This window comes from Pseudofrankia coriaricola, from assembly GCF_001854805.1.
Classification (GTDB): Bacteria; Actinomycetota; Actinomycetes; order Frankiales; family Frankiaceae; genus Pseudofrankia.
In genome coordinates this window covers 23,885-50,861 of record NZ_MBLO01000271.1, presented here as the reverse complement: position 1 = coordinate 50,861, position 26,977 = coordinate 23,885, and the positions used below count along the sequence as shown (strand labels likewise).

General features: G+C 73.6%; 12 protein-coding genes. 10 read left to right on the top strand and 2 right to left on the bottom strand.

All coding sequences use genetic code 11. The annotated features are described in order from the left end of the window. From BCD48_RS42665 to BCD48_RS42640, 6 genes are read left to right on the top strand one after another with little or no spacing between them, the layout of a single operon-like run. Positions 1–7,359: a type I polyketide synthase gene (locus BCD48_RS42665; RefSeq protein ID WP_071054180.1), complete on the top strand. Its 7,359-nt coding sequence runs from the start codon at positions 1–3 to the stop codon at positions 7,357–7,359. A gap of 3 nt (positions 7,360–7,362) precedes the next feature. After that, a complete protein-coding gene (locus tag BCD48_RS42660) occupies positions 7,363–12,354 on the top strand; it encodes a type I polyketide synthase (protein WP_071054178.1) in 4,992 nt (1,663 codons plus the stop codon). Further along, a complete protein-coding gene (locus BCD48_RS42655) occupies positions 12,351–12,659 on the top strand; it encodes a phosphopantetheine-binding protein (RefSeq protein WP_071054176.1) in 309 nt (102 codons plus the stop codon). The genes BCD48_RS42660 and BCD48_RS42655 overlap by 4 nt, the downstream gene beginning before the upstream one ends. Before the next feature lie 2 nt (positions 12,660–12,661). Continuing rightward, positions 12,662–13,477 carry an alpha/beta fold hydrolase gene (locus tag BCD48_RS42650; RefSeq protein WP_071054174.1) on the top strand — a complete coding sequence of 272 codons (816 nt, stop codon included), beginning with the start codon at positions 12,662–12,664 and terminating at the stop codon, positions 13,475–13,477. After that, positions 13,474–14,724 (top strand): glycosyltransferase, encoded by a 1,251-nt coding sequence (locus BCD48_RS42645; protein ID WP_071054172.1) that lies wholly within the window; start codon positions 13,474–13,476, stop codon positions 14,722–14,724. The genes BCD48_RS42650 and BCD48_RS42645 overlap by 4 nt, the downstream gene beginning before the upstream one ends. A 59-nt stretch (positions 14,725–14,783) precedes the next feature. Next, positions 14,784–16,856: an ABC transporter ATP-binding protein gene (locus BCD48_RS42640; protein WP_241842417.1), complete on the top strand. Its 2,073-nt coding sequence runs from the start codon at positions 14,784–14,786 to the stop codon at positions 16,854–16,856. Between the two features lie 159 nt (positions 16,857–17,015). Here the strand turns inward: BCD48_RS42640 and BCD48_RS42635 are convergent, their stop codons facing one another. Beyond that, positions 17,016–18,092: an alanine racemase gene (locus BCD48_RS42635; RefSeq protein ID WP_198543629.1), complete on the bottom strand. Its 1,077-nt coding sequence runs from the start codon at positions 18,090–18,092 to the stop codon at positions 17,016–17,018. Positions 18,093–18,541: 449 nt separating this feature from the next. Here BCD48_RS42635 and BCD48_RS42630 point away from each other — a divergent pair, with 449 nt between their 5' ends. From BCD48_RS42630 to BCD48_RS42620, 3 genes are all read left to right on the top strand, one after another. Beyond that, the gene (locus BCD48_RS42630; protein WP_083420066.1) at positions 18,542–20,272 is read left to right on the top strand and encodes a flavin-containing monooxygenase; all 1,731 of its coding nucleotides are present in this window, start codon (positions 18,542–18,544) and stop codon (positions 20,270–20,272) included. 63 nt (positions 20,273–20,335) lie between these two features. Beyond that, on the top strand, positions 20,336–21,169 hold the full coding sequence (locus tag BCD48_RS42625) for a mycofactocin-coupled SDR family oxidoreductase (protein ID WP_071054170.1): 834 nt from the start codon (positions 20,336–20,338) through the stop codon (positions 21,167–21,169). 58 nt (positions 21,170–21,227) lie between these two features. Further along, positions 21,228–21,659 carry a PPOX class F420-dependent oxidoreductase gene (locus BCD48_RS42620; RefSeq protein WP_071054168.1) on the top strand — a complete coding sequence of 144 codons (432 nt, stop codon included), beginning with the start codon at positions 21,228–21,230 and terminating at the stop codon, positions 21,657–21,659. A gap of 301 nt (positions 21,660–21,960) precedes the next feature. Here BCD48_RS42620 and BCD48_RS42615 read toward each other — a convergent pair whose 3' ends face one another. Further along, complete coding sequence (locus tag BCD48_RS42615) at positions 21,961–23,250, bottom strand: ABC transporter substrate-binding protein (RefSeq protein WP_071054166.1); 1,290 nt, start codon at positions 23,248–23,250, stop codon at positions 21,961–21,963. Between the two features lie 652 nt (positions 23,251–23,902). Between BCD48_RS42615 and BCD48_RS42610 the strand changes: the two genes are divergently transcribed. Beyond that, positions 23,903–26,971: an ExeM/NucH family extracellular endonuclease gene (locus BCD48_RS42610; RefSeq protein WP_241842416.1), complete on the top strand. Its 3,069-nt coding sequence runs from the start codon at positions 23,903–23,905 to the stop codon at positions 26,969–26,971. Positions 26,972–26,977: the final 6 nt, after the last annotated feature.

The window sequence follows — 26,977 nt, the reverse complement described above, 5'->3', positions numbered from 1 at the left end:
GTGACAGACGCGCGACGCCGCGACGTCGGGAGACGGGACCAGGTCATCGGGGTAAGCCCGCTCGGAGAACCGGACCCCAGGCTGGCCGCGGCGGTCAGCGGCGCCGGAGCGCTGGGCGTGCTGGATCTGGGATCCGACCCGGCCGGCGCGACCCGGGCGCTGCGATTGACCGCTCGACTGACCGAGTCGTCGTTCGGCGTGTGGGTCTCCCGGCTGGACGCGGTGGACACGGACGAGCTGGCGCGGCACCGCGACCGGATCGACACCCTGCTGGTGGCCGGCAGCGCTCTGGCCGACGCCGCCAGCCAGCGGCTGCTGGACGCGCTGCCCGATGCCCGCGTCCTGGCCGAGGTCACGAGCGTGCGCGAGGCGGTGGCGGCGGTGGCCGCCGGTGCCGACGGCCTGCTGGCCCGGGGTAACGAGGCCGGCGGCCGGGTCGGCGAGCTCAGCTCCTTCGTCCTGCTGCAGCAGGTGCTCGAGGAGCGGGAGCTGCTCGGGGACGAGGGGGCGGCCCTGCCCGTCTGGTGCTGGGGCGGGATGGGCGTGCGCACGGCGGTCGCGGCGGTGGTCGGCGGTGCGGCCGGGATCGTGCTGGACACCCAGCTCAGCCTGCTGCGCGAGGCCACGGTGACCGAGCCGGTCGGCAGCGCGCTGCGCCGCATGGACGGCACGGAGACGGTCGTCGCGGCCGGCTACCGGGTCTACCAGTCGCCCGCCGGCCGGCGGGCGAGCGGCAACGCCGAGGACTGGCCGGCCGAGGCGGTCGCCGCCCGGCTCGGCGGCCAGGACCCTGGTCGCCAGCTGTTGCCGGTGGGGCAGGATGCCTTCCTCGCCCAGCTGTTCGCCAACCGGTTCGGGACCACCGCGCGGGCCGTCCAGGCGATCCGCGCCGCCCTGCGCGCCAGCACGGGCTCGGCGGAACTCGCGGCCGCCGAGTCCGTGCTGGCGACGGACTCGCCGCTGTGCGCCTCCTGGGGAACGACCCGGCCGGTCGCGCAGGGGCCGATGACCCGGGTGAGCGACCAGGCCGGGTTCGCGCGCCGCGTCGCCGTCGACGGCGCGCTGCCGTTCCTGGCGCTGGCGCTGGCGGACGCGGAGCAGTCCCGCCGGCTGCTGCTCGAGACCCGGGACCTGCTCGGCGAGCGCCCCTGGGGGGTCGGCCTGCTCGGCTTCGCCCCTGAGGATCTGCGCGCCTCCCAGCTGGAGGTGGTACGCGAGATCCGGCCGTCCTGTGTCATCGTCGCCGGCGGCCGGCCCTCCCAGGCGGCCGACCTTGAGGCGATCGGCATCCCGACCTTTCTGCACGTGCCGTCGCCGACGCTGCTGCGGCAGTTCCTCGACGCGGGCTGCCGGCGCTTCGTCTTCGAGGGCTCCGAGTGCGGCGGCCACGTCGGCCCGCGCGCGAGCTTCCCGCTCTGGGAGGCACAGCTCGACGTCCTGCTCGACTACCTCGACAGGACATCGCCGGGCGCCAGGACCGCCGGTTCCGGGCCGCGGGCCCAGACCGGCCTGGGCCTGCAGGTCCTGTTCGCGGGCGGGGTGCACGACGCCCGCTCGGCGTCCATGGTGGCGGCGATGGCGAGCCCGGTGGCCGCCCGCGGCGTCGGCGTCGGCGTGCTGATGGGCACCGCCTACCTGTTCACCCGGGAGGCCGTGGAGCTCGGCGCCATCCAGGACGAGTTCCAACGGCAGGTGGTGGCCGCGCGGGGCACGGCCCTGCTGCGGACCGGGCCGGGCCATGCCACCCGCTGTGTGACGAGCCCGTTCGTCGACCGGTTCCACGCCGCCCGCGACGAGCTACGCGCGCGGGGTGTGCCGGACCAGCAGGCCTGGGAGGCGTTGGAGCGGCTCAACGTCGGCCGGCTGCGGGTGGCCAGCAAGGGCCTGGAGCGGCACGGCGACGAGCTGGCCGCGGTCGACGGCGAGCGGCAGCGCGCCGAGGGCCTGTTCATGGCGGGGCAGGTCGCCGTGCTGCGGTCCGCCGCCACCACCATCCACCACCTGCACGACGACGTCACCTCGGGCGCCCGCCGGTTCCTGCGCGACCAGGCCGAGTGGCTGTGGGACGGGCATGGCCCGGCGGCCGCCTCCCGGGCATCCCAGACGGCGCCCCTGGACATCGCCGTCGTCGGCATGGCCTGCGTGCTGCCAGGTGCCGCCGATCTGGCGACCTACTGGGCCAACGTCGTGTCCGGCAAGGACGCGGTCTCGCTCGTGCCACCCGAACGGTGGGACCCCGAGGTCTACCTCGACACCGACGCCGACCATGACGGCGGCCCGAGTGGGGAGAAGACCCGCTCGAAATGGGGCGGGTTCCTGCCCCGGATCCCCTTCGACCCGTTGCGCTACGGCATCCCGCCGGCGTCGCTGGCGAGCATCGAGCCGGTCCAGGCGCTGGCCCTGGAAACCGCCCGGCGCGCGCTCGACGACGCCGGTCTCGATCCCGACCGCGTCAACCACATCCGCACGGGCGTGGTGTTCGGCACCGAGCCCAACAGCGACCTGTCCGCCGCGATCACCCTGCGCGCGCTGCTGCCGGCGTACTACGGCGAGGTTCCACCGGAGCTGCGGGACGTGCTGCCCCGCATCACGGCGGAGACGTTCACGGGCATCCTCGGCAACATCGTCGCGAGCCGGATCTCCAACCGGCTCGACCTGGGCGGCCCGGCCTACGTCGTGGACGCCGCCTGCGCCTCGTCGCTGGCCGCACTGGACATGGCCTGCAAGGAGCTTCGGTTCGGCGGCGCGGACGTGATGATCTGCGGTGGCGCGGACCTGCACAACGGCGTGCTCGACTATCTGCTGTTCTCCTCCGTCGGCGCGCTGTCCCCGACCGGCCGGGCCAGGCCCTTCGCCGCCGACGCCGACGGGACCACCCTCGGCGAGGGCGTCGCCTGCGTCGTCCTGAAGCGGCTCGCCGACGCCGAACGTGACGGCGACCGCGTCTACGCGGTGGTCAAGGGCCTGGGTGCGGCCAGCGACGGCCGGTCCCTCGGCCTGACCGCCCCCCGGCCGGAGGGCCAGCAGCTCGCGCTTGAGCGCGCCTACCACAACGCCGGCCTCTCGCCGGCCGACGTGGGGCTCGTCGAGGCGCACGGCACCGGCACGGTCGTCGGCGACCGCGCCGAGCTCACGACCCTCACCAGGGTGTTCACCGAGGCGGGTGCCCGGCCGGGCACCTGCGCGCTGGGGTCGGTCAAGTCCCAGATCGGCCATACAAAGACCGCCGCCGGTCTCGCGGCCCTGGTCAAGACGTCGCTGGCGCTGCACCACGGAGTCCTGCCGCCGACCCTGCACGTCGAGACACCCAACCCGGCCTGGGAGCCGGACGACAGCCCGTTCGTCCTCGCGGGCACGGCGCGGCCGTGGACGCGGCCCGTCGCCGAACGGGTGGCCGGGGTCAGCGCCTTCGGTTTCGGCGGGGCGAACTACCACGCCGTCCTCGCCGGTCACGCCGGCGCGGTCGACGCCCGCCACGCCCTCGACCAGTGGCCGGCGGAGCTGTTCGTGTTCCGCGGCGCCGACCAGGCGGCTGCCCTCGCCGGGGTCGCCGAGCTGCGGCGGCTGCTGGTCGCGAACGACGCCGGCGGGCGGCCGTGGCCGCTGCGCGACCTGGCCGCCACGGCCACCCGCCGGGCGCGGCCGCGGCGAGGGCTCGTCCGGATCGCGGTCGTCGCGCGGGACCTGGACGACCTCGCCCACCTGCTGGAACGGGCGGCCCGCGGCGAGTCGGACCCGCGGGCGGGGCTGTTCGCCGTCGGCGGCCCCTCTCCGGGTGCCCCTGACGGCGTGGGCGGCGGGGGTGTCCCGGGCGGCGCGGGCGCGGTAGCCGTGCTGTTCCCCGGGCAGGGCAGCCAACGGCCGGGCATGCTGGCCGAGCTGTTCGTCGCGTTCCCGGAGCTCCGGGACTACCTGCGGCTCGGTGAGCCGTGGCGGGACGCCATCTTCCCGCCGTCGACGTTCGACGGGCCGCCGGGATTGTCGCCGGGTGGCGCCGGGTCGGCCGAGGAGCGGCTGCGGGACACCCGGGTCGCGCAGCCGGCGCTCGGGATCGCGGGTCTCGGCGTCTACCATCTGCTGTCCCGGCTGGGCCTCGCGCCGGACATGACCGCCGGCCACAGCTATGGCGAGCTGGTCGCGCTGTGCGCCGCGGGCGCCTACGATCCCGAAACCCTGCTCGACCTGTCCGCCGCCCGGGGCGAGGCGATCGTCCGGGCCGTCACCGGTGTCGCGTCCCAGGCGTCCGCCGGTGGCACCGAGCCGCCGGACCAGGGCGCGATGGCGGCTGTGCGGGCACCGCTGGCGGTCGTCGCCTCGGCGCTGGCCGAGACGCGCCTCGCCGAGCAGGTGGTCGTCGCCAACCACAACGCACCCGACCAGGTCGTGATCTCCGGGGCGACACCGGCCGTGGAGGCGATGATCCGGCTGTTGCGCGACGCCGGGCACAGTGCCATCCGGCTGCCCGTCGCCTGCGCGTTCCACAGCCCGCTGATCGCCGGGGCCGGCCCGGAGTTCGCACAGCGGCTGGCGGGCGCTCCCCTGTCCGACCCGCGTTTGCCGGTGTGGTCGAACCGCACGGCGGAGCCCTACCCGGCCACCGACGGCGTCGGCGCGGCGGGCGACGCCGTCCGGGCCGAGCTCGCCGCGCAGGTGGCGGCGCCGGTGCGGTTCGTCGACCAGATCGAGGCGATGTACGCCGCCGGCGCGCGGGTGTTCGTCGAGGCGGGCCCCGGCCGGGTCCTGACCGGCCTGGTCGACTCCATCCTCGGTGACCGGCCGCACCTGGCCGTGGCCTGCGACGGCCGGCGCCGTGGGCTGACCGGCTTCCTGGACGCGGTCGCGACGCTCCTCGTCGCCGACGTACCGCTGTCCGTCGACTGGCTGGTCGACGGCCGCGACGCCGTCGACCGTGACGGCGCGACGGCGCCGACGCCGCCGCGGTGGAGCGTGGACGGCCGCAGTATCTGCCGCGCGGACGGCGAGCCGCTGCCAGGCGGCCTGCTGCCCGCTGCCCGGGTGCGCCAGGCTGGCCCACCGACGCTCGTGGCCGCGACGACCACGCTGTCCCTGACCGGTGTCCCGACGCCGCGCCACGCGGCGGCGGACGAGCCGGCGGTGGGCCGTCCGGCCGCCGCGCTGGCCGCTCTGGGTGGCACACCGTCGCCGGCCGGCCAGGCGATTCCGGCCGGCCAGGAGACGTCGACCGGCGGCGCGGCGAACCACACGATCGCCCCCGCGACCCGGGAGGCGCTGGTCAGCCAGTTCCTGCGGACCTCGCGGGACAACCTGGCCGCGCAGCGCGACGTGCTGCTGTCCTACCTGGGCGCGGGCCGGGACGCCGCCACGGCACTGTCCACGGCGGCGCGCATGCCGGCGGCCGACGGGCTGGTCGCGTCGTCCGTCGCCCACAGCTGGACGGGTGGGCCCGGTCCGGTCGACCTGCTCGCCAGGCCAGGTACGGCCATCCCCGTCGGTCCGCTCGCCGCGCCAGCCGACACTCCCATCGCCATTGCGGCCGCCGCCGCCGTGGTGCCCTCCGCGCCAGCCGGCGCGCAGGGGGACGTGACAGCCACCGTTCTCGACCTGATCGCCGAGAGCACCGGCTACCCGACCGACATGATCGAGATCGACCTGGACCTCGAGACCGACCTGTCCGTCAACTCCCTGAAGCGCACCGAGCTCGCCGGCCAGTTCGTCGACCGCTTCACGCTCACCGGCGCCGGCGGTGTCGATGAGCTCAGCCGCCTGCGCACCGTGCGCGCCATCGTGGGCTGGCTCACGGAGCACACCGGCACCGCTGCCGGCTCACCGGAACCGCCGACCATACCCGCAGAGCCGGCGGCGCCCACCGAGCTGACCGCGCCCGCACGGCCCGCGGGCGGTGCGCGCAACCGTGGCCCGACGCGGTTCGTCCTCACCCGGCGGCCCGCGTCTCCCGCCGCCCCTGGCCGGGTGGACCTGACGGGAACCACCTGGACGGTGTTCGGCCGCGCCGCCGACGTGCCCGGCCGGAAGCCGATCATGCACCTGCTGGCCGAGCTCGGCGCCGAGGCGCGCTTCAAGCTGGTCGAGGAGCTGGCTGACGGCGACCAGACGGCCCCGGATGGCGCGGTATACCTGGCCGGCTGGGGGGACGGCGGTGGGGAGCCGGAGCTGCCGGACGCCTTCGGCGCGCTGCGCGCCGTGGTGCGCGGTGGCCCGCGCTGGCTGTTGGCCGTGACCCCGCCTGACGCCATGCGGGCCGCCGGCCTGCGCGGCCTGTTCCGCACGCTCGGCCGCGAGTACCCGACGACCACGGTGAAACTGGTGGAGACCGACGCGGCCGCGGGCCCCGCCCTCACCGACGCCGTCGCCGCCGAGCTGGGTGAGCCTCCTGGCGGCCCGGTGGTCGTTGTCCACCGCGACGGCGCGCGCCTGGCCGAGGAGCTGACGGCGGTGTCCGCCGGAGCGCTCGCGACGGCCGGGGCGGGGCCGGCCGACGACGGCACCGCCGAGGCCACGGCGCTCGGCCTGGACCGCGACGCCGTGGTCGTCCTGGTCGGCGGGGCCCGCGGGATCACGGCGGGGTTCACCGCCCTGCTCGCGGGTGCCGCCGGCTGTCACCTGGAGCTGGCCGGGCGCACCCCCGAGCCGGTGAGCGAGGAGGACCCCCGGCTCGCCGCCGCGACTGACCGGGCCGCCCTGCTCGACGCCGTCCGGGAGCTCGGGCACCGGTCCGCGAAAGAGGCCAGCCGCGCGGTCGCGCAGGTCCTGGCACAGCGGGAGATCCGGGCGACGCTGGCCACCGTCGCGGCCCGGGGCGGCGACGCCCGCTACCACCAGCTCGACGTGCTCGACACCGAGGCGGTCCACCGGTTCGTCAAGCAGGTGTTCGCCCACCACGGCCGGATCGACGCCGTCGTGTACTCCGCCGGGGTGATCGAGGACCGTCTGGTGGCGGACAAGGAACCGGAGTCGTTCCGCCGGGTGTTCGACACGAAGGTGGCCGGGGCGCGGGCGCTGCTGGCGGCGTTCGACGAACTGCCCGTCCCGCCACGCACCCTGGCGTTCTTCGGCAGCATCGCCGGCGTCATGGGCAGCCGGGGCCAGAGCGACTACGCCGCGGCGAACGACGCCCTGGAGACCCTCGGCGCGGCCTGGGCACGGCGGACCGGGTCGCGGGCGCTCACGGTCCACTGGGGCCCCTGGGCGCCGGACGCGAGCCACCCCGGCATGGTCAGCGCCGACCTCGAACGGGACTTCGCCCGGCGCGGGGTCGACCTGATCGACCCGGAGGAAGGCCACCGGTGCCTGCTGCGCGAGCTCGCCTGGGGCCCGCGGGACATCCATGGTGTCGTCTACACCGCGTCTGGCTGGTAGGCGATGCCCACCTCCTCCGCCCCGGACTCCTCTTCTCCCTCGGACTGGCGGCCGCCGCCGGTCGCCATCGTCGGCATGGCGGTGCTCCTGCCGGGCGCGCCCGACCTGGAGACGTACTGGCGGAACCTGGTCGACGGCAACGACGCCATCGCCGAGGTCCCGCCGGGCCGCTGGGACCCGGCGTTCTACGACCCGCGGGGCGCGTCGGGGCCGGCCCGCGCCGACCGGATCTACTGCCGGCGCGGCGGGTTCGTCGACGAGTTCGCCTACGCCGACCCGCTGCGCTTCGGTATCGCGCCGAGCGACGTGCGAAGCATCGAACCCGACCAGCTTCTCGCGCTGCGCGTCGCGGCGGCCGCGATCGACGACGCCGGCGGCCCGTCCCGGCTGGGGGACCCGGCCCGGGTCGGGGTCATCCTCGGCCGCGGCGGCTACATCGGCGCGGGCATGGCCCGCCTCGACCAGCGGCTGCGCACGGCCCACCAGCTGGTCCACACCCTCGGGACGCTGCTGCCGGCGCTCGGCCCGGACGACCTCGACCAGGTCCGCGCCGCGTTCACCGACCAGCTCGGGCCGGAGGCGCCGGACGCGGCGATGGGCATCGTGCCGAACCTGACCGCGGCCCGGATCGCGAACCGGCTCGATCTCGGCGGACCGGCGTTCACCGTCGACGCCGCCTGCGCGTCGTCACTGGTCGCCGTGGACTGCGCCGTCAGCGAGCTGGCCTCGGGCCGCTGCGACACGGTGCTGGCCGGCGGGGTCCACCACTGCCACGACATCACCCTGTGGAGCGTGTTCACGCAGCTACGGGCACTGTCGAGGGCGCAGCGGATCCGGCCGTTCGACCGTGGCGCGGACGGCACCCTGATCGGCGAGGGAACGGGCGTCGTCGTCCTCAGACGGCTGGCCGACGCCGAACGCGACGGCGACCGGGTCTACGCCGTGATCCGCGGGACCGGCGTGTCCAGCGACGGCCGTGGCGGCGGGCTGGTCAGCCCGGATCCGGCCGGACAGCAGGTGGCCGTCGAGCGGGCCTGGCGCGCGGCCGGTCTCAACCCGCGCGAGCCCGGCGCCGTCGGCATGATCGAGGCGCATGGCACCGCCACGCCGGCCGGCGACGAGGCCGAGCTGACGACGCTGGCCCGGGTGTTCGGGCCCGGCCGCGACGACGAGGCGGCCCCGGGCGGCCTGGGCGCGCTCGGCTCGGTCAAGGCGATGATCGGGCACGCGATGGCGGCCGCCGGGGTCGCCAGCCTCGTCAAGGCGGCCCTGGCGCTGCACCACCGGGTCCTGCTGCCGGCCGTGAACTGCGACGACCCGCATCCCGCGGTCGCCGCGACCCGGTTCCGTCCGCTGCCGGCCGCCGTGCCCTGGGAGTCGGCCGGCCCTCGCCGGGCCGGCGTCAACGCGTTCGGCTTCGGCGGCACCAACGCCCACGTGCTGCTGGAGGAGGCCTCGGCCGCGGCGGCCGCGGCATCCGACGGCCCCCTCGGCGCACCTGCGCGGGTGGCGGCCGGCGCGCGGGTTCTCGACCCGCCGGTCTCGGCCTCCCCGGTCTCGGCGCCGGCGGCCGCGCGGCTCGCCGGCTCGGTGGCGGCCACGGCCACGGTCGTCGAACCCGAGCTGGTGCTGCGGCTGGCGGCGCCGACCGCGGACGAGCTGGGCGTCCTGCTCGAGGTCGAGGACGCGGTGCTGCGGGCCCAGGCCGCCACCACACCCGTGTACACCGGGGCCGGGGCGCGGCTCGGACTGGTGAACCCGACCGCGCGGCGGCTGGCATCGGCGCGTTACGCGGTCGGCGGGATCCGCCAGGGCGCCTGGAAGGCCTGGCGCGGCCGGAGCGAGGTGTGGGCCAGCGCGGAACCGCTGCTCGCCGGCGGGGACGCGGGCCGGACCGCGTTCGTCTTCCCCGGGCTGGAGGCGGAGTTCTCGCCGCGGCTCGACGACGTCGCCCGCCACTTCGGTTTCGCCGTCACGACGGACCTGTCCAGCGCCGACCTGGGTCACCACGGCACCGGCGTCCTGCTGGTGAGCCGGCTGCTGGACCGGGTGCTGCGGCGGATGCGGGTCAAGCCGGACGCGCTCGCCGGGCACAGCATCGGCGAGTGGAGTGCGATGTTCGCCGCCGGGATGTTCGACGACGACGCGGTCGACGCCGACATCTTCGCCGCCGATCCCTACGAGGGCGACGTCCCCGACGTCGACTACGCGTCGCTGGCCTGTTCGAGCGACCAGGCCAGGCAGGTCCTCGCCGACTACCCCGAGATCGTCCTGTCCCATGACAACGCTCCCCAGAGCTCGGTCGTCTGCGGGCCGCCGGGCGCGATCGCGGATCTGGCCGGCCAGCTGCGGCGCAAGAACGTGGTCGTGCGGGTCCTGCCGTTCCGCTCCGGCTTCCACACCCCGATGCTGCTGCCGCACCTGCCGGCTCTGCGGGCGCGGACGGACCGGCTTCGCCTGCGCAGGCCGGCGCGGGTCGAGCTGTGGTCGGCGACGACGGCGTCGCCGTATCCCGCCGGCCTGGAGGCGGTCCGGGAGCTGTTCGTGCGCCACCTGGTCGAGCCGGTGCTGTTCCGCCAGACCGTCGAGGCGATGTACGCGGCCGGTGTGCGGGTGTTCGTCCAGGTCGGGCCAGGGCGGCTAGGCGGGCTCATCGACGGCGTCCTGGAGGACTCGCCGCACCTGACGATCGCGGCGAACTCGGCCCACCGCGACGGGCTCGGCCAGCTGCGCCGGCTCGCGGCCGCGCTGTGGGTGGAGAACGGGGACCCCGACTTCGCCGCGCTCGACGAGCCCAGCGCCGACCGTGCCGGTCACGGCGGCCAGCCGGGCGCCAGCCTCACCGCCCACGCGGCGGACCCGGCGCCGGACGGTCCCCGCGCGCATCCTGTCCGGCTCGACCTCGGCGCGTCGACGATCATCATCGACCCCGGCAGGCTCCCACGTGTCGGTCTCGTCGGCGCCGGCCCGCCGCGACCAGGCGATGCCCCGACCGGCGTCGGGCAGGCCGGCGAGCCATCGGGGTGGCCCCTGCCCGCCGACCACCCGCTCACCACCCGGGCGGACCGGGACCCGCTGGCCAAGGAGCTCGTGGCGCTGCTGGCCGAGACCGCCGACACGGTCGCGGCCCTCCTGACCTACTCGGCCGGCGACGTCCCGACCGACGGGGTGTCCTCCGCTACCACCGGGATCGCCGCCGGCACCGGGACCGCTGGCACGGTCCTGGGAGCCGTCGTCGGCCGCGGGGCGGCCTCGTCCGGGGGACCGGCCGCGGCGCCGGTCCTCACCGGTGCGGACGACCTGCGCGAGGAGCCCGGGGGAGCGGGCTGGACGGCGACGCTGCGGGTGTCCACCGCGGCCATGCCGTACCTGCTCGACCACGCGCTGACACCGCAGGCGCCGGGCTGGCCGGACCTCGCCGACCGGCGCCCGGTGGTGGCCGCGACCACCACCGTCCGGCTGATGGCCGACTATGCGCAGCGGGCGTCGGGCCGAACCGCCGTCGGCGTCTACGACGTGCGCTTCGACGACTGGCTTCCGGCGGAACCGGCCACCGACGTGGCCGTCACCCTGCGGCCGGAGGGGCCGGACCGGTACCGGGTCACCTTCGCCGGGTACGCGAGCGGCCTGGTCCGGCTGGCCGACGCCTACCCCATGTCGAGGCCGCCGCGGTGGCCGGTCGACGCCGACGCCGAACAGCCGCCGGCCATGACCGGCCGGGACATGTACCGCGAGCGGTGGATGTTCCACGGCCCCGCCTTCCAGGGCGTGACCACCTTCCTCGGCCACGGGCCGTCCCACGTCCGCGGCGTCCTCACCGGCTCCCGGACGCCAGGGGCGCTCCTGGACACGGCCGGTCAGCTCATCGGCTACTGGGTTCGCATGCGGGAGTCGGACCGTTTCCTGATGTTCCCGGTCAGGATCGGAGGAGTCGAGTTCTTCGGCCCCGAGCCCGCGCCGGGCAGCCCGGTCGCCTGCCACGTCTGGGTCAGGCAGTTCGACAACGAGTGGGCCGAGGCGTACATGCAGCTCGCCGCCGGCAACCAGGTCTGGGCGAACGTCTATGGCTGGGTGAACCGCAGGTTCGACCTGCCCGTGGAGCTCGACGAGGCGTTCCGCTGGCCGGAGCGGCGGCCGTTCGCCGACCTCCGCCCCGGTGGCTGGGTCATGGCCACCGAGCGCTGGTCCGACCTGGCCGTCCGCGAGATGGTGCTCAGCCGCTACATCGGCTCGGCCGAACGCGCGCAGTACGACGCGCTGCCGCCCGGCCTGCGCCGGGAGTGGCTGCTGCGGCGGATCGCGATCAAGGACGCCGTCCGTGTCCGGCTCTGGGGGCCACGGCACCCGGCGATCTTCCCTGCCCAGATCGAGGTGTCGGACCCGTTCGGCCCCACCGCCGGACGGGACGGCACCGGCCGGCGGGCCGGCACTGCCGCCGGCGCCGCCGCGGGCCTGCCGGTGACCGTGTCCGGCGCCCACGGCTTCCCGCTCGCGCCCTTCGAGGTGCGCGTCGCGAGCGTCCAGGATCTCGCGGTCGCGCTCGCCGTGCCGCTGGACGGGCCGACGCGGGGCGGGCACGCCGTGCCGGGCTGGCAGGCAGCCGTCGGCCTCGCCATCGAGCCCGTCGCGGCGGAACCGTCGAACCCGGCTGCCGGCGCGGCCACGTGGGAGGCGCCGGCGGGCGTCGATCCCAACGACCCGTGGTGGCGCTGCCGCCTGGCGGCCGTGACGAACGCCGCCGCGCGGGCGGCCGGCGTCGACGCGTCCCTGCCACGGGTCACGGCGGCGGCGCGGGCCGCCACCGACCGGGACACGGTGACCGCGGCCGTCACCGCGGACGGCACCCGGTACTCGGTGAGCTGCGTCGAGGTGGCCACCAGCCCGCCAGGGCTGCCTGCCCGCGGATACGTGGTGGCCTGGACGACCGGTGCCCGGCCGGAGCACGACGAGAGAGACGACAACAGGCACATGGAGCGGAGGGGAGTCGACGCATGACCGTGGACGACAGCCGGACCAGCGAGGTCCTGGGCGAGGTCAACGACATGATCAATAAAATCACCCGGAAGTACGGGTCGCCGCCCGTCCAGGTGACCATGGACACGTTCTTCCACAGCGAGCTCGAGCTGGAGAGCATCGACCTGGTCACGCTCGGCGTGATGCTGGCGGAGCGGTACGGGGACGACGTGAGCATGGCCGAGTTCCTGGCCGACAAGGATCTCGACGACGTCATCGCGCTGCGGGTCGGCGAGGTCGTCGACTACGTCGTGTCCTGCCTGGACGTCCCGACCACCGTCGACTGAGCATGCCGACCATCCGCGTCCACGACACCGACATCCACTACCTGCACACGCCGGGCAGGCCGTCGGAGAACCCGGCGCCGACCCTCGTCTGCATCCACGGCCTCGGCACCGACAGCCTCGCCAGCTTCTACCTGACGCTGGCCGCGCCGCTGGCCGCCGCCGGCGTCGACATGCTGTTCTACGACCTGCGCGGCCATGGCAACAGCGGACGGCCATCCAGTGGCTACCAGGTGGGCGACTTCGTGGCGGACCTCGAAGGGCTGCTCAGCGAGCTCGACGTGCGGCCGCCGGTGCACCTGATCGGCAACAGCTTCGGCGGCACCGTCGCGTTCGGGTTCGCGGCGGCCCACCCGGACAAGGTCGCCAGCCTGGTCTCGATCGAGTCGGAGCCGCCGACCGAGCAGTGGGCGCTGCGGGTGGGCGAAGTGCTGGAGAACTCCAAGCACGAGCTGTCGCGCGCAGAGACCTACCAGTTGATCTCGTTGCAGTTCGGCGACCATCACGCCCGGCTGTCGCGGCAGGCCTACCGGCGCCTGGCGGAGACCTCGATGGTCGAGGAGATCCCGAGCGGGCCGATGCTGGACCTCACGGACCTGAGCCGGATCACCGTCCCCGTCCTGAACATCGTCGGCAGCGACGGGTTCCAGTCCGACGATCCGTACCTGCTCGAAGGCGTGCTGCCCGACTGCCAGACCGTGGTCATCCAGGACCAGGACCATTCCGTCCTCGTCGAGGCCCACCGGCAGGTGCGCGACCTGCTGCTCGACTGGGTCTTCTCGCACCATCCCGTCGCGGCGGCGCCGGGAGCGCAGGCGTGAGCACCTTCCTGCTCGTCGTCCCGCCGCTCGCGGGCCACATCACCCCGCTGGTCGCGGTGGCCGAGCGGCTGGGCGCCCTCGGCCACCGCGTCGACTGGTGCGGCGAGCCGTCGCTGATCAGGCGGCTCGCCAGCCCGGACGCGGTGGTGCACCCCGCCCTCGGCGGCCCGGCCGACCCCGAGCGCGGTCTCGGCCTGCGCGGTTATGCGGCCGTCAGGTTCCTCTGGGAGGAGTTCCTCATCCCGCTCGCCGAATCCGCCCACGAGGCGGTCGCCGACGCGGCCAGGCGGTCCGGCGCCGACCTCGTCGTCGCCGACATGCAGGCCCTGGCCGGCCCGCTCGCCGCGGCCCGGCTCGGGATCCCGTGGGCCACCTCCGCCACGACCTCCACGTCCTTGCGGGACCCCTTCGGCGCCACGCCGAAGGTCCGGCAGTGGCTCGACGGCCTGTTCGCGGACCTGATCGTGCGGCTGTGCCCGGGCGCGACCGTGCCGCTGACGCCCGCGACGCTCGAACGCTCCCCGCTGCTCGTGCTCGCCTTCACCACCGAGGCGCTCGCGGGCCCGGCCGACCCGGCCGGCCCGGCGGAACCACCGATCGCCTGGGTCGGCCCGGCGCTGCGCCGCCCGACCGCCGCGGCGCCGCCGGACGCTGTCGCCACGGTGTCGCCAGCGGGCGCCGCCCCGGCGTTCGACGAGCCGTTCCCGCGGTCCTGGCTCGACCCGGCGAGCTCGCTGGTCGTCATCAGTCTGGGCACCGTCAACGGTCCGGTCGGCGGCCGCTTCCTGCTGGCCTGCGCGGACGCGCTGCGCCAGCTCGGCGGCGGGGTGCAGGCCGTGATAGCCGACCCGGCGGGCGCCATCGCGGGGGCACCCGACAACGTCCTCGCCCGGCCGTACCTGCCGATCCAGGAGCTGCTGCCCCGCGCGGCCGCCGTCGTCTGCCACGGCGGTCACAACACGGTGTGCGAGGCGCTCGCGCACGACCTGCCGCTGGTCGTCGCGCCGATCCGCGACGACCAGCCGGCCGTCGCGCAGCAGGTGGCCGACGCCGGCGCGGGCATCCGGCTGCACTTCGGCCACGCCACGGCCGACCTCATCGCGGCCGCGGTCAGCGATGTCCTGGACGACCCCCGGTACCGCCGGGCCGCCCGGCAGGTCGGCACCTCGTTCCGGGCCGCCGGCGGAGCCGTCGCGGCGGCCGACCACCTGGTGCGGCTCGCCGCCAGCCGCGGCCGGCGCGGATGAGCGGGAACGGCGAGCTGGGCCGGAACGGCCAGCTGGGCGGGAACGGCGAGATGGGTGGCATGAGCGAGACGGGCGGGATGAGCGCGACGGGCGAGATGGGTGGGATGGGTGCGGGCGAGCTCGGTGCCCCGGCCCCACAGCACCAGCCGCGCGGCCCCTTCGACCTTGTCCTCCGGTACACCGCCGGCTTCCGGGCCCGCCTCGTCCTCGGCGGCGTGCTGACGCTGTCGGGCACAGCGCTGTCACTGGCGCAGCCACTCATCGCGCAGCGCGTCCTGGACCGGCTCGCCCGCCACCAGCCGGTCACCGGTCTGCTGCTGATTCTGGCCGGCGCCGTCGTTCTCGGAACGGCCGTCGGGGCCGTGGGCTACTTCCTCGTCGAGACCGTCGGCGAGTCCGTCGTCCGGACCGTGCGGCGACTGCTGGTGGCTCGCATCCTGCGGCTGCGGCCAGCCGCGACCGACGAGGTCGGCCCCGCGGACCTGATGTCCCGGCTGGTCGCCGACACCACGCTGCTGCGCCAGGTGACGACCCAGTCGATGGTCGCCTCCGTCACGGCCGTGCTCGCCCTGCTGGGATCCCTCGTCCTCATGGGCCTGATCGACTATGTGCTGCTGGCGGTCACGCTCACCGCGGTCGTGACGATGAGCGTCTCGGTGCGCTGGTCCGCGGCCCGGATCGGGCGAGCCACCGGCAGGACGCAGGAGTCCGTCGCCTACCTGGCGATGCTGCTCGACCGCGACCTGGGGGCCTTCCGGACTGTGAAGGCGGCCGGCGCCGAGGCCCACGAGGTCGGCCTGCTGACCGACGCGGCGGACGCCGCCTGGCGCCGTGGCCTGCGGGTCGCGGGCTGGCAGGCGGCCAGCGGAGCGTCCGCGGGCCTGCTGATGCAGGCGTCGTTCCTCGCCGTGCTCGGCGTCGGTGGCGCCCGCGTGGCGTCTGGGCGGCTGCCGCTCGCCGACCTGATCGCCTACCTGCTCTACATGTTCTTCCTGACGCAGCCCGTGACGACCCTGGTCAGCGCCTGGGGCCAGCTCAGGGTCGGCGGGGCCGCCGCCGAGCGCATCGAGGCCGTGCTCCGGCTCGCCGTCGAACCCGTCGCCGTGCCCGTGCCCGCCGAGCCTCGGCCTCCCTGGAGCCGTTCCGGCAGCCGGCCTGCCGGCGCGCGCCATGCCCGCGCACGACGGCCCGGCGCCGGCAGCCCAGACACCGACGCCGCCGCGCCTGCTCCCGTTCCCGCCGTCGCACTGGCGGCCGCCGGTGCGAGGACGAGGGCCGGCGGGAGCGACCAGCCGGGCGCGAGCGGCCCGCCGGGCGGTTTCCCGTTCTACGGCCGGCCTGATCTCGCCCGTCCCAGCACGGGGGAGGCCGGCCACGGCGTGGCGGACGCCTGCGCCACCGTCGCGTTCCAACAGGTCGTGTTCAGCTACCGGCCAGGCCTGCCGTTCGTCCACCAGGGCGTGACGTTCACCGTCCCCGCCGGCGGCATGACCGCCGTCGTCGGACCGTCCGGGGCTGGCAAGTCCAGCCTGTTCGCCCTGCTCGAGCGGTTCTACGACGTGACGGCCGGCCGGGTTCTCGTCGACGGCCGGGACGTCCGCGACTGGCGGCTGACCGACCTGCGCCGCTCGATCGGCTACGTCGAGCAGGAGGCCCCGGTCCTCGCCGGCACCCTGCGGGCGAACCTCACGCTCGGGCTCTCCGACATCGAGGAGGAACACCTGTGGGAGGTGGTCCGGCTGGCTCGGCTCGACGACGTCATCCAGATTCTCCCCGGCGGCCTCGACGGCTGGATCGGACATCGCGGCGGCACCCTGTCCGGTGGTCAGCGGCAGCGGATCGCGATCGGCCGGGCCCTGCTGCGCCAGCCGCGCCTGCTGCTGCTCGACGAGGCGACCTCGGCACTGGACGCGGTCAACGAGGCGGCGCTGCGCGACGCGCTCGCGACCGCGGCAGAGACGACCACGGTGATGGTCGTCGCCCACCGGCTGTCCACCGTGGTCAACGCCCGTCAGATCGTCGTCCTGGAAGCGGGACAGGTGCGTGCCGTCGGCACCCACGCCGACCTGCTTGACCTCGACCCCGTATATCGGGAGCTCGCCACAAACCAGCTTCTCGTGCCCGACGCCTGACCCTGGCCGGCCGTTGCCGCGAGGTGCCGGCCACGACCGCGCTGGTGCATCGCCGGAGTGGCGCCGGGCGTGCCGAGTTCGACGCGCGCAGACGATCCGCGGAACGCCCACGACGGGTGCGTCGGCGCCGCGCGGGGGCTTGGCGCGTCAGGTTTCGGGTCAGAGGTTGGCACCGCGGGCGGTGACCGGCCAGTGGCCGGCCACGACGCCGCCACGGGTGACCACGAGGTGATCGACCAGGTTCACGGCGGCGCAGACGTGGTTGGGCACGATGAGAGTGGTGCTCCCGATCGAAGGAACGGGGCCGCCTGGCGCGACGGTGACCACGGCATGGTGTTCGGACAAGGACGTCACGGTGGCATCCGGAAACTCCGGGAGATAGCCGAATCCGGGTGTCCAGCCAGGACGGTCGGCCCCGAGGATCTTGCTGCCGGCGTCGAGCACGAACCGGTCGGGAGCCGGTGCGCTCACCACCGTCGTCGCGGCGGCCAGCGCTATCTGATCGGCGGTGCACGAACCGAGCGCGAGCTGCTGCGCGTCGTTGAAGACGTATACCCCGGGGCGGAGTTCGGTGGCCGTCCCAGGACGGGAGTACGCCAGGCTGGGCGTCGACCCGCCGCTGAGCACCGTGATGGTCAGACCCGCGGCGCCGATGGTCCGCGCGGCGATGGCGAGCGCGGTCTCCTCGTCGCGCGCCGCCTGGGACCGTGCATCGGGGTGGTAGGCGTGTCCGGGGAAGGTGAACACGCCGCGAACCCGCAGACCGGCGCCCGCGGCCGCGAGGGCGACCTCGGCTGCGGCGTCGGGCGCGACTCCGCTGCGGTGATGACCGCTGTCCACCTCGATCATCACCTCGACGGGCGCGTTCGCCGCGCCGAGGCGACGCGCGGCCGGGATGGAGTCGACGCCGACCGCGACCCGCGCGCGGTCGGCCAGGCGCCGCAGCCGTTCGGCCTTGGCCGAATCAGCCCACACCGGATAGGCGATGAACAGGTCATCGAACCCGGCCGCCGCGAACGCCTCGGCCTCACCGATGGTCGCCACGGTCAGGCCGACGGCTCCCGCTCTGCGCTGCAGGTCAGCGAGCCGCGGAGTCTTGTGCGTCTTGGCATGAGGCCGTACCGCGAACCCGCCGTCCGCGGCGGCGGAAGCCAACCGGCCGATGTTGTCGTCGACGACATCAAGATCCACCACGAGTGCGGGCGTGCTGATCCCATCGGGAACCGGGAAGATCACAGATGCCCTCGCAATACGCCCTCGCCACGTCGGGTTCGCTTCCGCGGCGCCGACCCGCCGGTGCCGACATCGGGTCAACGGATCGGCCGGGCCCATTGTCGCCTCGGCCGCCGATCGTTTTCCGGACGTTCGCCGCTCGACACCTGATCGTGGATCTCGCGCACCGGGCCACCAGTGGTGGTCTGCTGGCCGCCAGGTCACCGCCGGGCTCGTGGCAGGGATTCTGCGGTCAGAATGGTATACGTTATCCAATTGAGTCTCGGCGAGGCCCGGCCGAGCGGGGCAGCCGACGCCGGTGGGTCTGGCGTCACCGCTTGGGTCAGGTGGCCTGCTCGCGCTGCTCTCCGCCGGGCTCGGGATCGTCCGAACCGGCGAGAACAGGAGAGGGGGCGGGACGGCGTGACGACAGCGACTGGCACCGCGCCGAGCGACCATGGCGGCGTGACCGGATGACCGCCGACCTGAACCTCCCGGCCGACCTGAACCTCCCGGCCGACCTGAACCTCCCGGCCGACGTGAGCCCCGCGGCGGCGCTCGAACCCACGCTCGACCACGAGGTCGTCGTCATCGGGGCCGGGTTCGGCGGCCTGTATGCCCTCCACGAGCTTCGCGAAGCCGGCTTCTCGGCCCACGCGTTCGAGTCGGGCGGCGGCGTCGGCGGCACCTGGTACTGGAACCGTTACCCGGGGGCCCGCTGCGACGTCGAGAGCGTCGACTACTGCTATTCGTTCTCTCGCGAGCTGAACGCGGAATGGGCCTGGTCGGAGCGGTTCGCCGGCCAGCCCGAGATCCTGCGGTACGCGGAGCACGTCGCCGAGCGTTTCGACCTGCTGCCGATGATCACCTTCGACACGCGGATCACCTCCGCGCGCTACGACGACGGCGACCATACCTGGACCGTCGAGACCGACCAGGGCCGGCGATTACGCTGCCGGTTCCTCGTGGCGGCGGTCGGTGCGCTCTCGGCGACGCAGGTGCCGGAGATCCCCGGCCATGACCGCTTCACCGGCCCCACCCACCACACCGGCCGGTGGCCGCACGAGGGCGTGAACCTCGCGGGCAAGCGGGTCGGAGTGATCGGCACCGGCTCCTCGGGCATCCAGGCCATCCCTGAGATCGCCGCCGAGGCCGCCCACCTCACGGTCTTCCAGCGCACGCCGAACTACAGCCTGCCGGCGCGCAACCGGCCGATGTCCAGCCGGGAGATCTGGGTCGCCCAGCGCGACTACGAGGGACTTCTCGCGTCCGGCAACGCCACCAACGCGGGCGTGTACAACGTCGGGACCGGCCGTCCCGCCCTGGCCGACCCGCCCGAGCGACGCGCCGAGGAGTACGAACACCGCTGGGCCGTCGGCGGTACCGATCTCATGCGTACCTATGGCGACACCGGGCGCGACGTGGAGGCCAACGAGACACTGGCCGAGTTCGTCCGGGGCAAGATCCGCGAGATCGTCGCCGACCCGGCCACCGCGGCGTCGCTCGTCCCGACGGACCATCCGATCGGCTCGAAGCGGATCTGCCTCGACAGCGGCTACTTCGCGACCTACAACCGCGACAACGTCACGCTGGTCGACCTGCGGCGCGAGCCGATCGTGACGATCACCGAGACCGGGATCGACACCGACGCGGCGTCCTACGACCTGGACGTGCTGGTCTTCGCGACCGGGTACGACGCCATGACCGGCCCGCTGACCCGGATCGACCTGCGCGGCGCGGACGGCGACTCGCTCGCGCAGCGGTGGTCCGGCGGGCCGCGCAGCCTGCTCGGCATCGCCGTCGCCGGCTTCCCGAACCTGTTCACCCTGACCGGGCCGGGCAGCCCCTCGGTGCTGGCCAACGTGATCCGGGCGAACGAGCAGCACGTCGACTGGGTCGTCGCCTGCCTCACCTACCTGCGCGAGCGGGGCCTCACCCGGATCGAGGCCGACGCCCAGGCCCAGGACGCCTGGGCCGCCCACGTGCACGAGGTCGCGACCTACACCCTCTACCTCCACGCGAAGTCCTGGTATCTGGGCGCGAACATCGACGGCAAGCCCCGGCAGTTCATGCCCTACATCGGCGGCATGGTCGCCTATCGCAAGGCGTGCGACGACTGCGCCGCCGCCGGCTACCCGGGATTCGCCCTGGCGGGCGCCCCGCGCGGCTCCGCGGCCGCGACACCGGTCACGAAACCAGCCTGACCAGTCTGGCCGGACCCACGAACCTGATCAGCGAGCTTTGATCCACGAGACGGGAGTTCACTCATGGGGCGGTTCGACGGACGCGTCGTCTTCATCTCCGGGGGAGCCCGCGGCCAGGGCCGCTCGCACGCACTGCGGTTCGCCTCGGAGGGCGCCGACGTGGCGATCTTCGACGCGCCTGGGCAGCCCGGGTCCATCGTCTACCCGCTCGGAACGCGCGAGGAGCTGGCCGAGACCGCCAAGCTGGTCGAGGACCTCGGCCGCCGGTGCGTGACGATCGTCGCCGACGTCCGTGATCCGGCTCAGGTCGCCCAGGCGGTCACCGAGACGGTCGGGGAACTCGGCCGCCTCGACTTCTGCCTGGCCAACGCGGCCGTTCTCAGCAAGAGCTCGATCGCCAAGATGACCGACGACACATGGCGCGACGTCATCGACATCAACCTCACCGGTGTCTTCCACACCCTGCGGGCGGTGCTGCCGACGATGGTCGAGCAGCGGTTCGGCCGGATCGTGGCGACCTCGTCGCTCGCCGGGCGCACCGGCCAGCCGTACCTGGGGCACTATGCCGCCGCCAAGTGGGGCGTCATCGGCCTGGTCAAGACGCTCGCCCTGGAGGTCGCCGCGCAGGGCATCACCGTCAACGCGGTCCTGCCGACCTCGGTCGACACGCCGATGATCCTGAGCCGGGAGATGCTGCGCGAGATGGTGCCGGGCGAGAACCCGACGGTGGCCGACGCCGCGGCCGCGTACGGCTCGAGCCACGCCATCCCGGTCCCGTGGGTCGAGGCCGCCGACATCTCGGGCGCCATGGCCTATCTCTGCTCGGACGACGCCCGCTACGTCACCGGCGAGACGCTGTCGGTGACGGCCGGGGCGATGGCCCGGAACTCGGCGTAGGGGAGCCGGGGCTCCGGCAGGCGGAATGCGTCGCACGGTGGAGCTCCTTCTACCGGGCATGACCACCACGTCGTTCGACCCGCACGCGCTGCTCGCGGAAAGCCGGCTCGGCGTCCTCGCGACGATCAAGTCGGATGGCCGCCCGCAGCTTTCACCCGTCCTGCCTTACTACGACCATGGGGCCGGCGTCCTCTACGTGTCGATGACCGAGGGGCGCGCCAAGACGGCGAACCTGCGCCGGGATCCACGGGCGGCGCTGGAGGTGACCAGTCCCGACGGCAGGGCGTGGGCCACCGCCGAAGGCGGCGCGACGCTCATCGGGCCGGGGAGCGACCCCCTCGGCCCGGAGGTCGATGCCCTGGTGGACTACTACCGTCTCGCCGCCGGCGAGCATCCAGACTGGGACGAGTACCGCTCGGCGATGGTGTCCGACCGCAGGGTGCTCATGACGATGACGGTTGACCACGTGTACGGCACCAGGCTCGGCTGACGACGGCTCGGCTGACGACGGCTCGGTTGCCGCCGCGCGGGTATCGCCGAAGGCGGTGCGACCCCGGCCTGGGCCACTGGTGGGACCGTGGCCCAGGCCCGGGCCGAGGCCGGTCAGTAGCAGGGGAGACGCAGGTCGTAGGGGAGTCCCAGGTCGTTGAGGACCCTGCAGTAGGTGTCGCGGCTCACCTGCCAGCCGGCACGCCTCGTCTCCCTGGGAAGGCCCAATGTTGCCCCTTCCCACGCGCATCCGGCTCGGCCCACGATGCCTCCGGATGTCAGGCGGGCTTGTGCCTGAACCGTCAGGGCTGCTGGAGCAGGGTGCTCATCCGTTCCGGGGTGATCTTGACGCCGCATTCGGGCTGGGTGTCCGGCTCGAACCGGTCGCCGGCCTGGCTGATCCGGATGACGTCGTAGCAGACCGAGACGTTCTGGTAGTTCGTCGACAGGCTGATGGTGTCCTCGGGGGTCATTCCCGCGCTGTCGTAGTCCTTGACGCCGCGCAGGCCGGAGATGAACGACTCCCTGGTCGGGCACGGACCGGCCTCCTTGAGGCCGCGGACGAACAGGTCCGCCGACAGCCAGCCCTGGACCGCGCTGTCCTGCGTCGGTGGCTGGACCTCCGGGGAGTAGGTGGCCATCGCCTGCCTGAACTTCTGCTGCCCTTGAGTGTTGATCTCGAAGGGCTTGACGTTGGTGAAGATCGACACGCCGGCCAGCGACTGGCCGTACTTCGCCAGGTTGCTGCTGTCGTAGCCCGTCGGCATCAGCACGACCTTGAGCTTGCCGCCCAGCGCCAGGCCGACCTTGCGGAGCTCCGGCAGCAGGTTGGCCGCCATGTCCGGAGGCAGAACGCCGCCGATGGTGTCGGCGCCGGCTGCCTTGATCTGCTGCGCGACGCTCCGGTAGTCGATGACGGTGCTGGTGGTCTGAAACGTCTTGACGACTTTTACGCCGCGGGCCTTCAGGCTCGCGACGAACTGCTGCGTGAAGTCTCCGCTGGTGGCGCTCCCGTCGATCGCGAAGACGGCCGCGCGTGTTCCGCCCTGCCTGTAGACATACTTGCCCCAGGCGGTGCTGGAGCCATTTCCCATGTAGAACCACGAGAACATGTTGTTCTTGCCCTGCCAGTCGGGGTCGCTGGCCAGGCCCGTCACCGGGACGTTGCGCTCCTGCAACAGGTTGGCTGAATCCTCGCTGGCGCCGGACCCGTAGATGAATCCGAAGATGTTCTCCTGGTCGAGGAGCTCCTGGACCAGGGTCACGTTGAGCCTCGGGTCCCCCTGGTCGTCCCGCCAGGCGTAGGTGACCTTGCGGCCGAAGACGCCGCCCTCCTCGTCGTTGGCGACGTCGAGCCGGGCGTCCACGCCGGCCCGGAAGGCAAGCGTGCTGCTGGCCGATGGGCCGGTGTCACTCCAGGTCATGCCGGCCTTGACCTCGGTGGGCGTGACGCCCGGCGCGGTGTCGCAGACCGCGCCACCGGCCGCGCCACCGCCCTCGGCACCGCAGGCGACCAGCCCGACCGCCAGGCTGCCGGCGCTGGCCGCCAGCGCGATGGCCCTGAGTGTTCGCCGACGAAGTGGTAGCGGCATCGCGGGCAGGCTCCTCTGAGCGACAACGGCGGCCGTTCGGCTTCGTGAATCTCGTGTCCGCCGCCTCGGAAGACCCGCTGCCGAATGTTGTCCATGTCACAGCTGCCCGGCATTGCGCGGCCCGCCGTGCTCTGGATCCGCCGCTTTGGATCGATATCGGGCGCAATGCTATCGACCCACGCCGCCGTCAAGATAAACGGGTGCAGGCAAACGCCCGGTAAACATTGAGTTTATTTATCGGGGTTGCCTAATGTGGTCGCGGTCTCGCTGATTCTGTTGGTGCCGGTGGGATGGGTGTGGCCGAGTGCGTGCGCGTCCGGGCGTGGCGCGGGCCGTCGCCGGGCGGGTCGGGCTCGGTCGGGGACTTGTCACTGGACGCGAGGGGCCCGACCTGGCCACCGCACCCGGAGGCGTGTCCCCGAAGAGCGCCAGGCAAGGCGGCCCGAACCGTCCGTGCCCGGTCTGACCGAAGATCAAGAGAAGTGCGAAAACATAGTTGGACCTGTCACCTGGCGTTCAGGCTCCGTCCCCGGCAGGGCGAAGGCGCGGCCCTAGCGTCCATAGATCGGCCCGCTGGACGGCGGAGCCGAGTCGTTACAGTTGGAGGCCCGGGTCAATGCCGCGTGCGCCGATCAGGCGAGTCGCAGTCGCCATGTTGTCCGCAGGTATAGCCAGCGTGTCGCTCGCCGCGCCCGCGTTGGCGAACCCGGCGGGGACGGTGCTGGTCATCAGTGAGGCCTATGTCAACGGCGGCTCGTCGGGAGCCAGCTACCTCAACAAGTTCGTCGAGCTCTACAACCCGACGTCGAGCCCCGTCGCCCTCACCGGCGACACCCTGCAGTACCGCGCTCCCACGAGCACGGTGACCCCGAGCGGCTCGCAGGTGTTCGCGCTGTCGGGGACGGTGGCCCCGCACGGCCACTTCCTCGTCCAGCTGCCAAGTAACAACGCGGGCACCAGCCCCGGCGCCCCACTGCCCACGGCCGACCTCAACACCGGGGGCAGCATCAACCCGGGCGCCGGCGGCGGCACGCTCTTCGTCGCGGCCAGCGCGGCGGGCGTGCTTCCCACCGACAGCTCCGTCATCGACAAGATCGGCTGGGGGACCAGCAACTCGCCCGAGGGCACCGCCCCGACCGGCAACTCGGTCATCCTGAGCTACCAGCGGAACACGACCGGCGCCGACACGGACAACAACGCCGCCGACTTCCAGGTCGCCACCCCGACGCCGCAGAACGCGGCGTCCGACGGCGGCACGGCCGCCGTCACGGTGGCGAGCCCCGGCACCCAGAGCGCGACCGTCGACACCGCTATCACCCCGCTCACCCTGACCGCCTCGGGCGGCACCGCGCCGTACACGTGGACGGCGACCGGCCTGCCCGCGGGCCTCGCGATCTCCTCGGACGGCGTCGTCTCCGGTACGCCGACGGCGGCCGGCACCTCATCGGTGACGGTGACGGCCACCGACTCGACCAGCGCGGCCGGCTCGGCGTCCTTCACCTTCCAGGTCACGACGGCGCAGGCGACGGTCGTCCCGATCGCGGCGATCCAGGGCACGAACACCGACACCTCGCCGTACGCCGACCAGACCGTGACGACCGAAGGCGTCGTGACGGCGGTCTACACGACCGGCGGCTTCAACGGTTTCTACCTGGAGACCGGCGGCGCCGGCGGCACCCCCGCGAACGACGCGACGCCGGGGGCCTCTGACGCCCTGTACGTGTTCGGGTCCGCGGCGGCCAGCCAGGTCGCCGTCGGCGACAGCCTGCGGGTCAGCGGCACGGTGGAGGAGTTCCAGGGCCAGACCGAGATCGACGGCCCGACGGTCACCAAGCTCACCACCGCGCTCCCGGCCGTGGTCCCGGACGCGATCGCGTGGTCCGACCTCGCGACGGACGCGCAGAAGGAGGCCCACGAGGGCGAGCTGATGGCGCCGCAGGGCCACTTCACCGTGTCGGACAACTTCGACACGAACTTCTTCGGCTCGTTCACGCTGGCCGCGGGTGACACGCCGCTGCGCCAGCCGACCGACGCCGGGCGCGCCGGAAGCCCCGAGGCGCAGGCCGTCGCCGCCGACAATGCCGCGCGGATGGTCACCCTCGACGACGGGGCGAGCTGGAGCTTCAGCACCACCAGCACGCACACCGGTGACCCGCTTCCCTGGCTCACCCCGACGCATTCGGTGCGGGTCGGCTCGGCGGTCACCTTCCACGCGCCGGTGATCCTCGACTACCGGTTCTCGCTCTGGAACCTCCAGCCGACGCGGCAGGTCACCGACGACGGCGCCGCCGTGGCGACCTTCAGCGACACCCGGCCCGAGAACCAGCAGCCGGCCGCCGCCGGCAGCGACGTCCGCCTGGCGACGTTCAACGTCGAGAACTACTTCCCGATGACCGGCGAGAAGTACGTCGCGGCGGGCCTCGGCACCTGCACCTACTTCACGGACCGGCAGGGAAACCGGATCGCGGACAACTCCTGCTCCGGTCCGAACAACGCCCCCGGCCCGCGCGGCGCGGCCAATGACGCCAGCTTCGCCCGCCAGCAGGCGAAGATCGTGACCGGTATCAACCGCCTCGGCGCGAGCATCGTCACCCTGGAGGAGGTCGAGAACTCGGTCTGGTTCAACCAGTCCCGGGACACCGCGCTGTCAGGCCTGGTCGCCGCGCTCAACGCGGCGGCGGGCTCGAGCGTGTGGGCCTATGTGCCGTCGCCGGCCGCCGACCAGCTGCCCCCGCTGGACCAGCAGGACGTCATCCGCACGGCCTTCATCTACAAGCCGGCGGCCGTGAGCCTGGTCGGAACGTCGAAGGTGCTCGCGAACGACTCCGGCCCGGGCCAGCCCTTCTCGATCGCCCGTGAGCCGCTGGCGCAGGGCTTCAAGAAGGCCGGCGCCACCGACGCGGACGCCTTCCTGGTGGTCGTCAACCACTTCAAGTCGAAGGGCGCCGGCCCCGCGCTCTACGACGGCGACGCCGAGGACACCTCGTCCCCGGCCGTCGACCAGGGCGCGTTCAACGCCACCCGCGTTCGCGAGGCGCAGGACCTCACCGCGTTCGCGTCCCAGACGGCGGCGGGCCTCGGCACCAACCGGATCTTCCTGGCCGGTGACTTCAACGCCTACACGCACGAGGACCCGATGGAGACGCTGTACGCGGCCGGCTACACCGACCTCGGCAGCACCTTCGACCCGACGGAGCACTCGTACTCCTTCAACAGCCTGCAGGGCTCGCTCGACCACGTGCTCGCCAACACGGCCGCGAAGGCGATGGTGACCGGGGCGGACGTGTGGCAGATCAACGCCCAGGAGGCCGTCGCCTACAACTACAGCCGCTACAACTACAACGTCACGCAGCTGTTCAACGGCACTGACCCGTTCGCGGCCTCGGACCACAACCCGGAGATCGTCGGACTGAACCTCCCGGCGACCCCGGCCGCGCCGACCTGGAACGCGTCGACGATCTACAACACCGGCAACCTGGTGACCTACAACGGGTCGACCTGGCGGGCGCTGTGGTGGACGCAGAACCAGAAGCCGGGAGACCCGTACGGCCCGTGGGAGCAGATCGCGACCGCGCCCGACGGCACCGCGTTGTGGACCCCGTCGCGGATCTTCACCAGCGGCGACGTCGTCATCTACCAGGGCAAGAAGTACATCGCCAAGTGGTGGACCCGCAACCAGGCGCCCGGCGATCCCAACGGCCCCTGGCAGCTCTCGAGCTGACCTGGG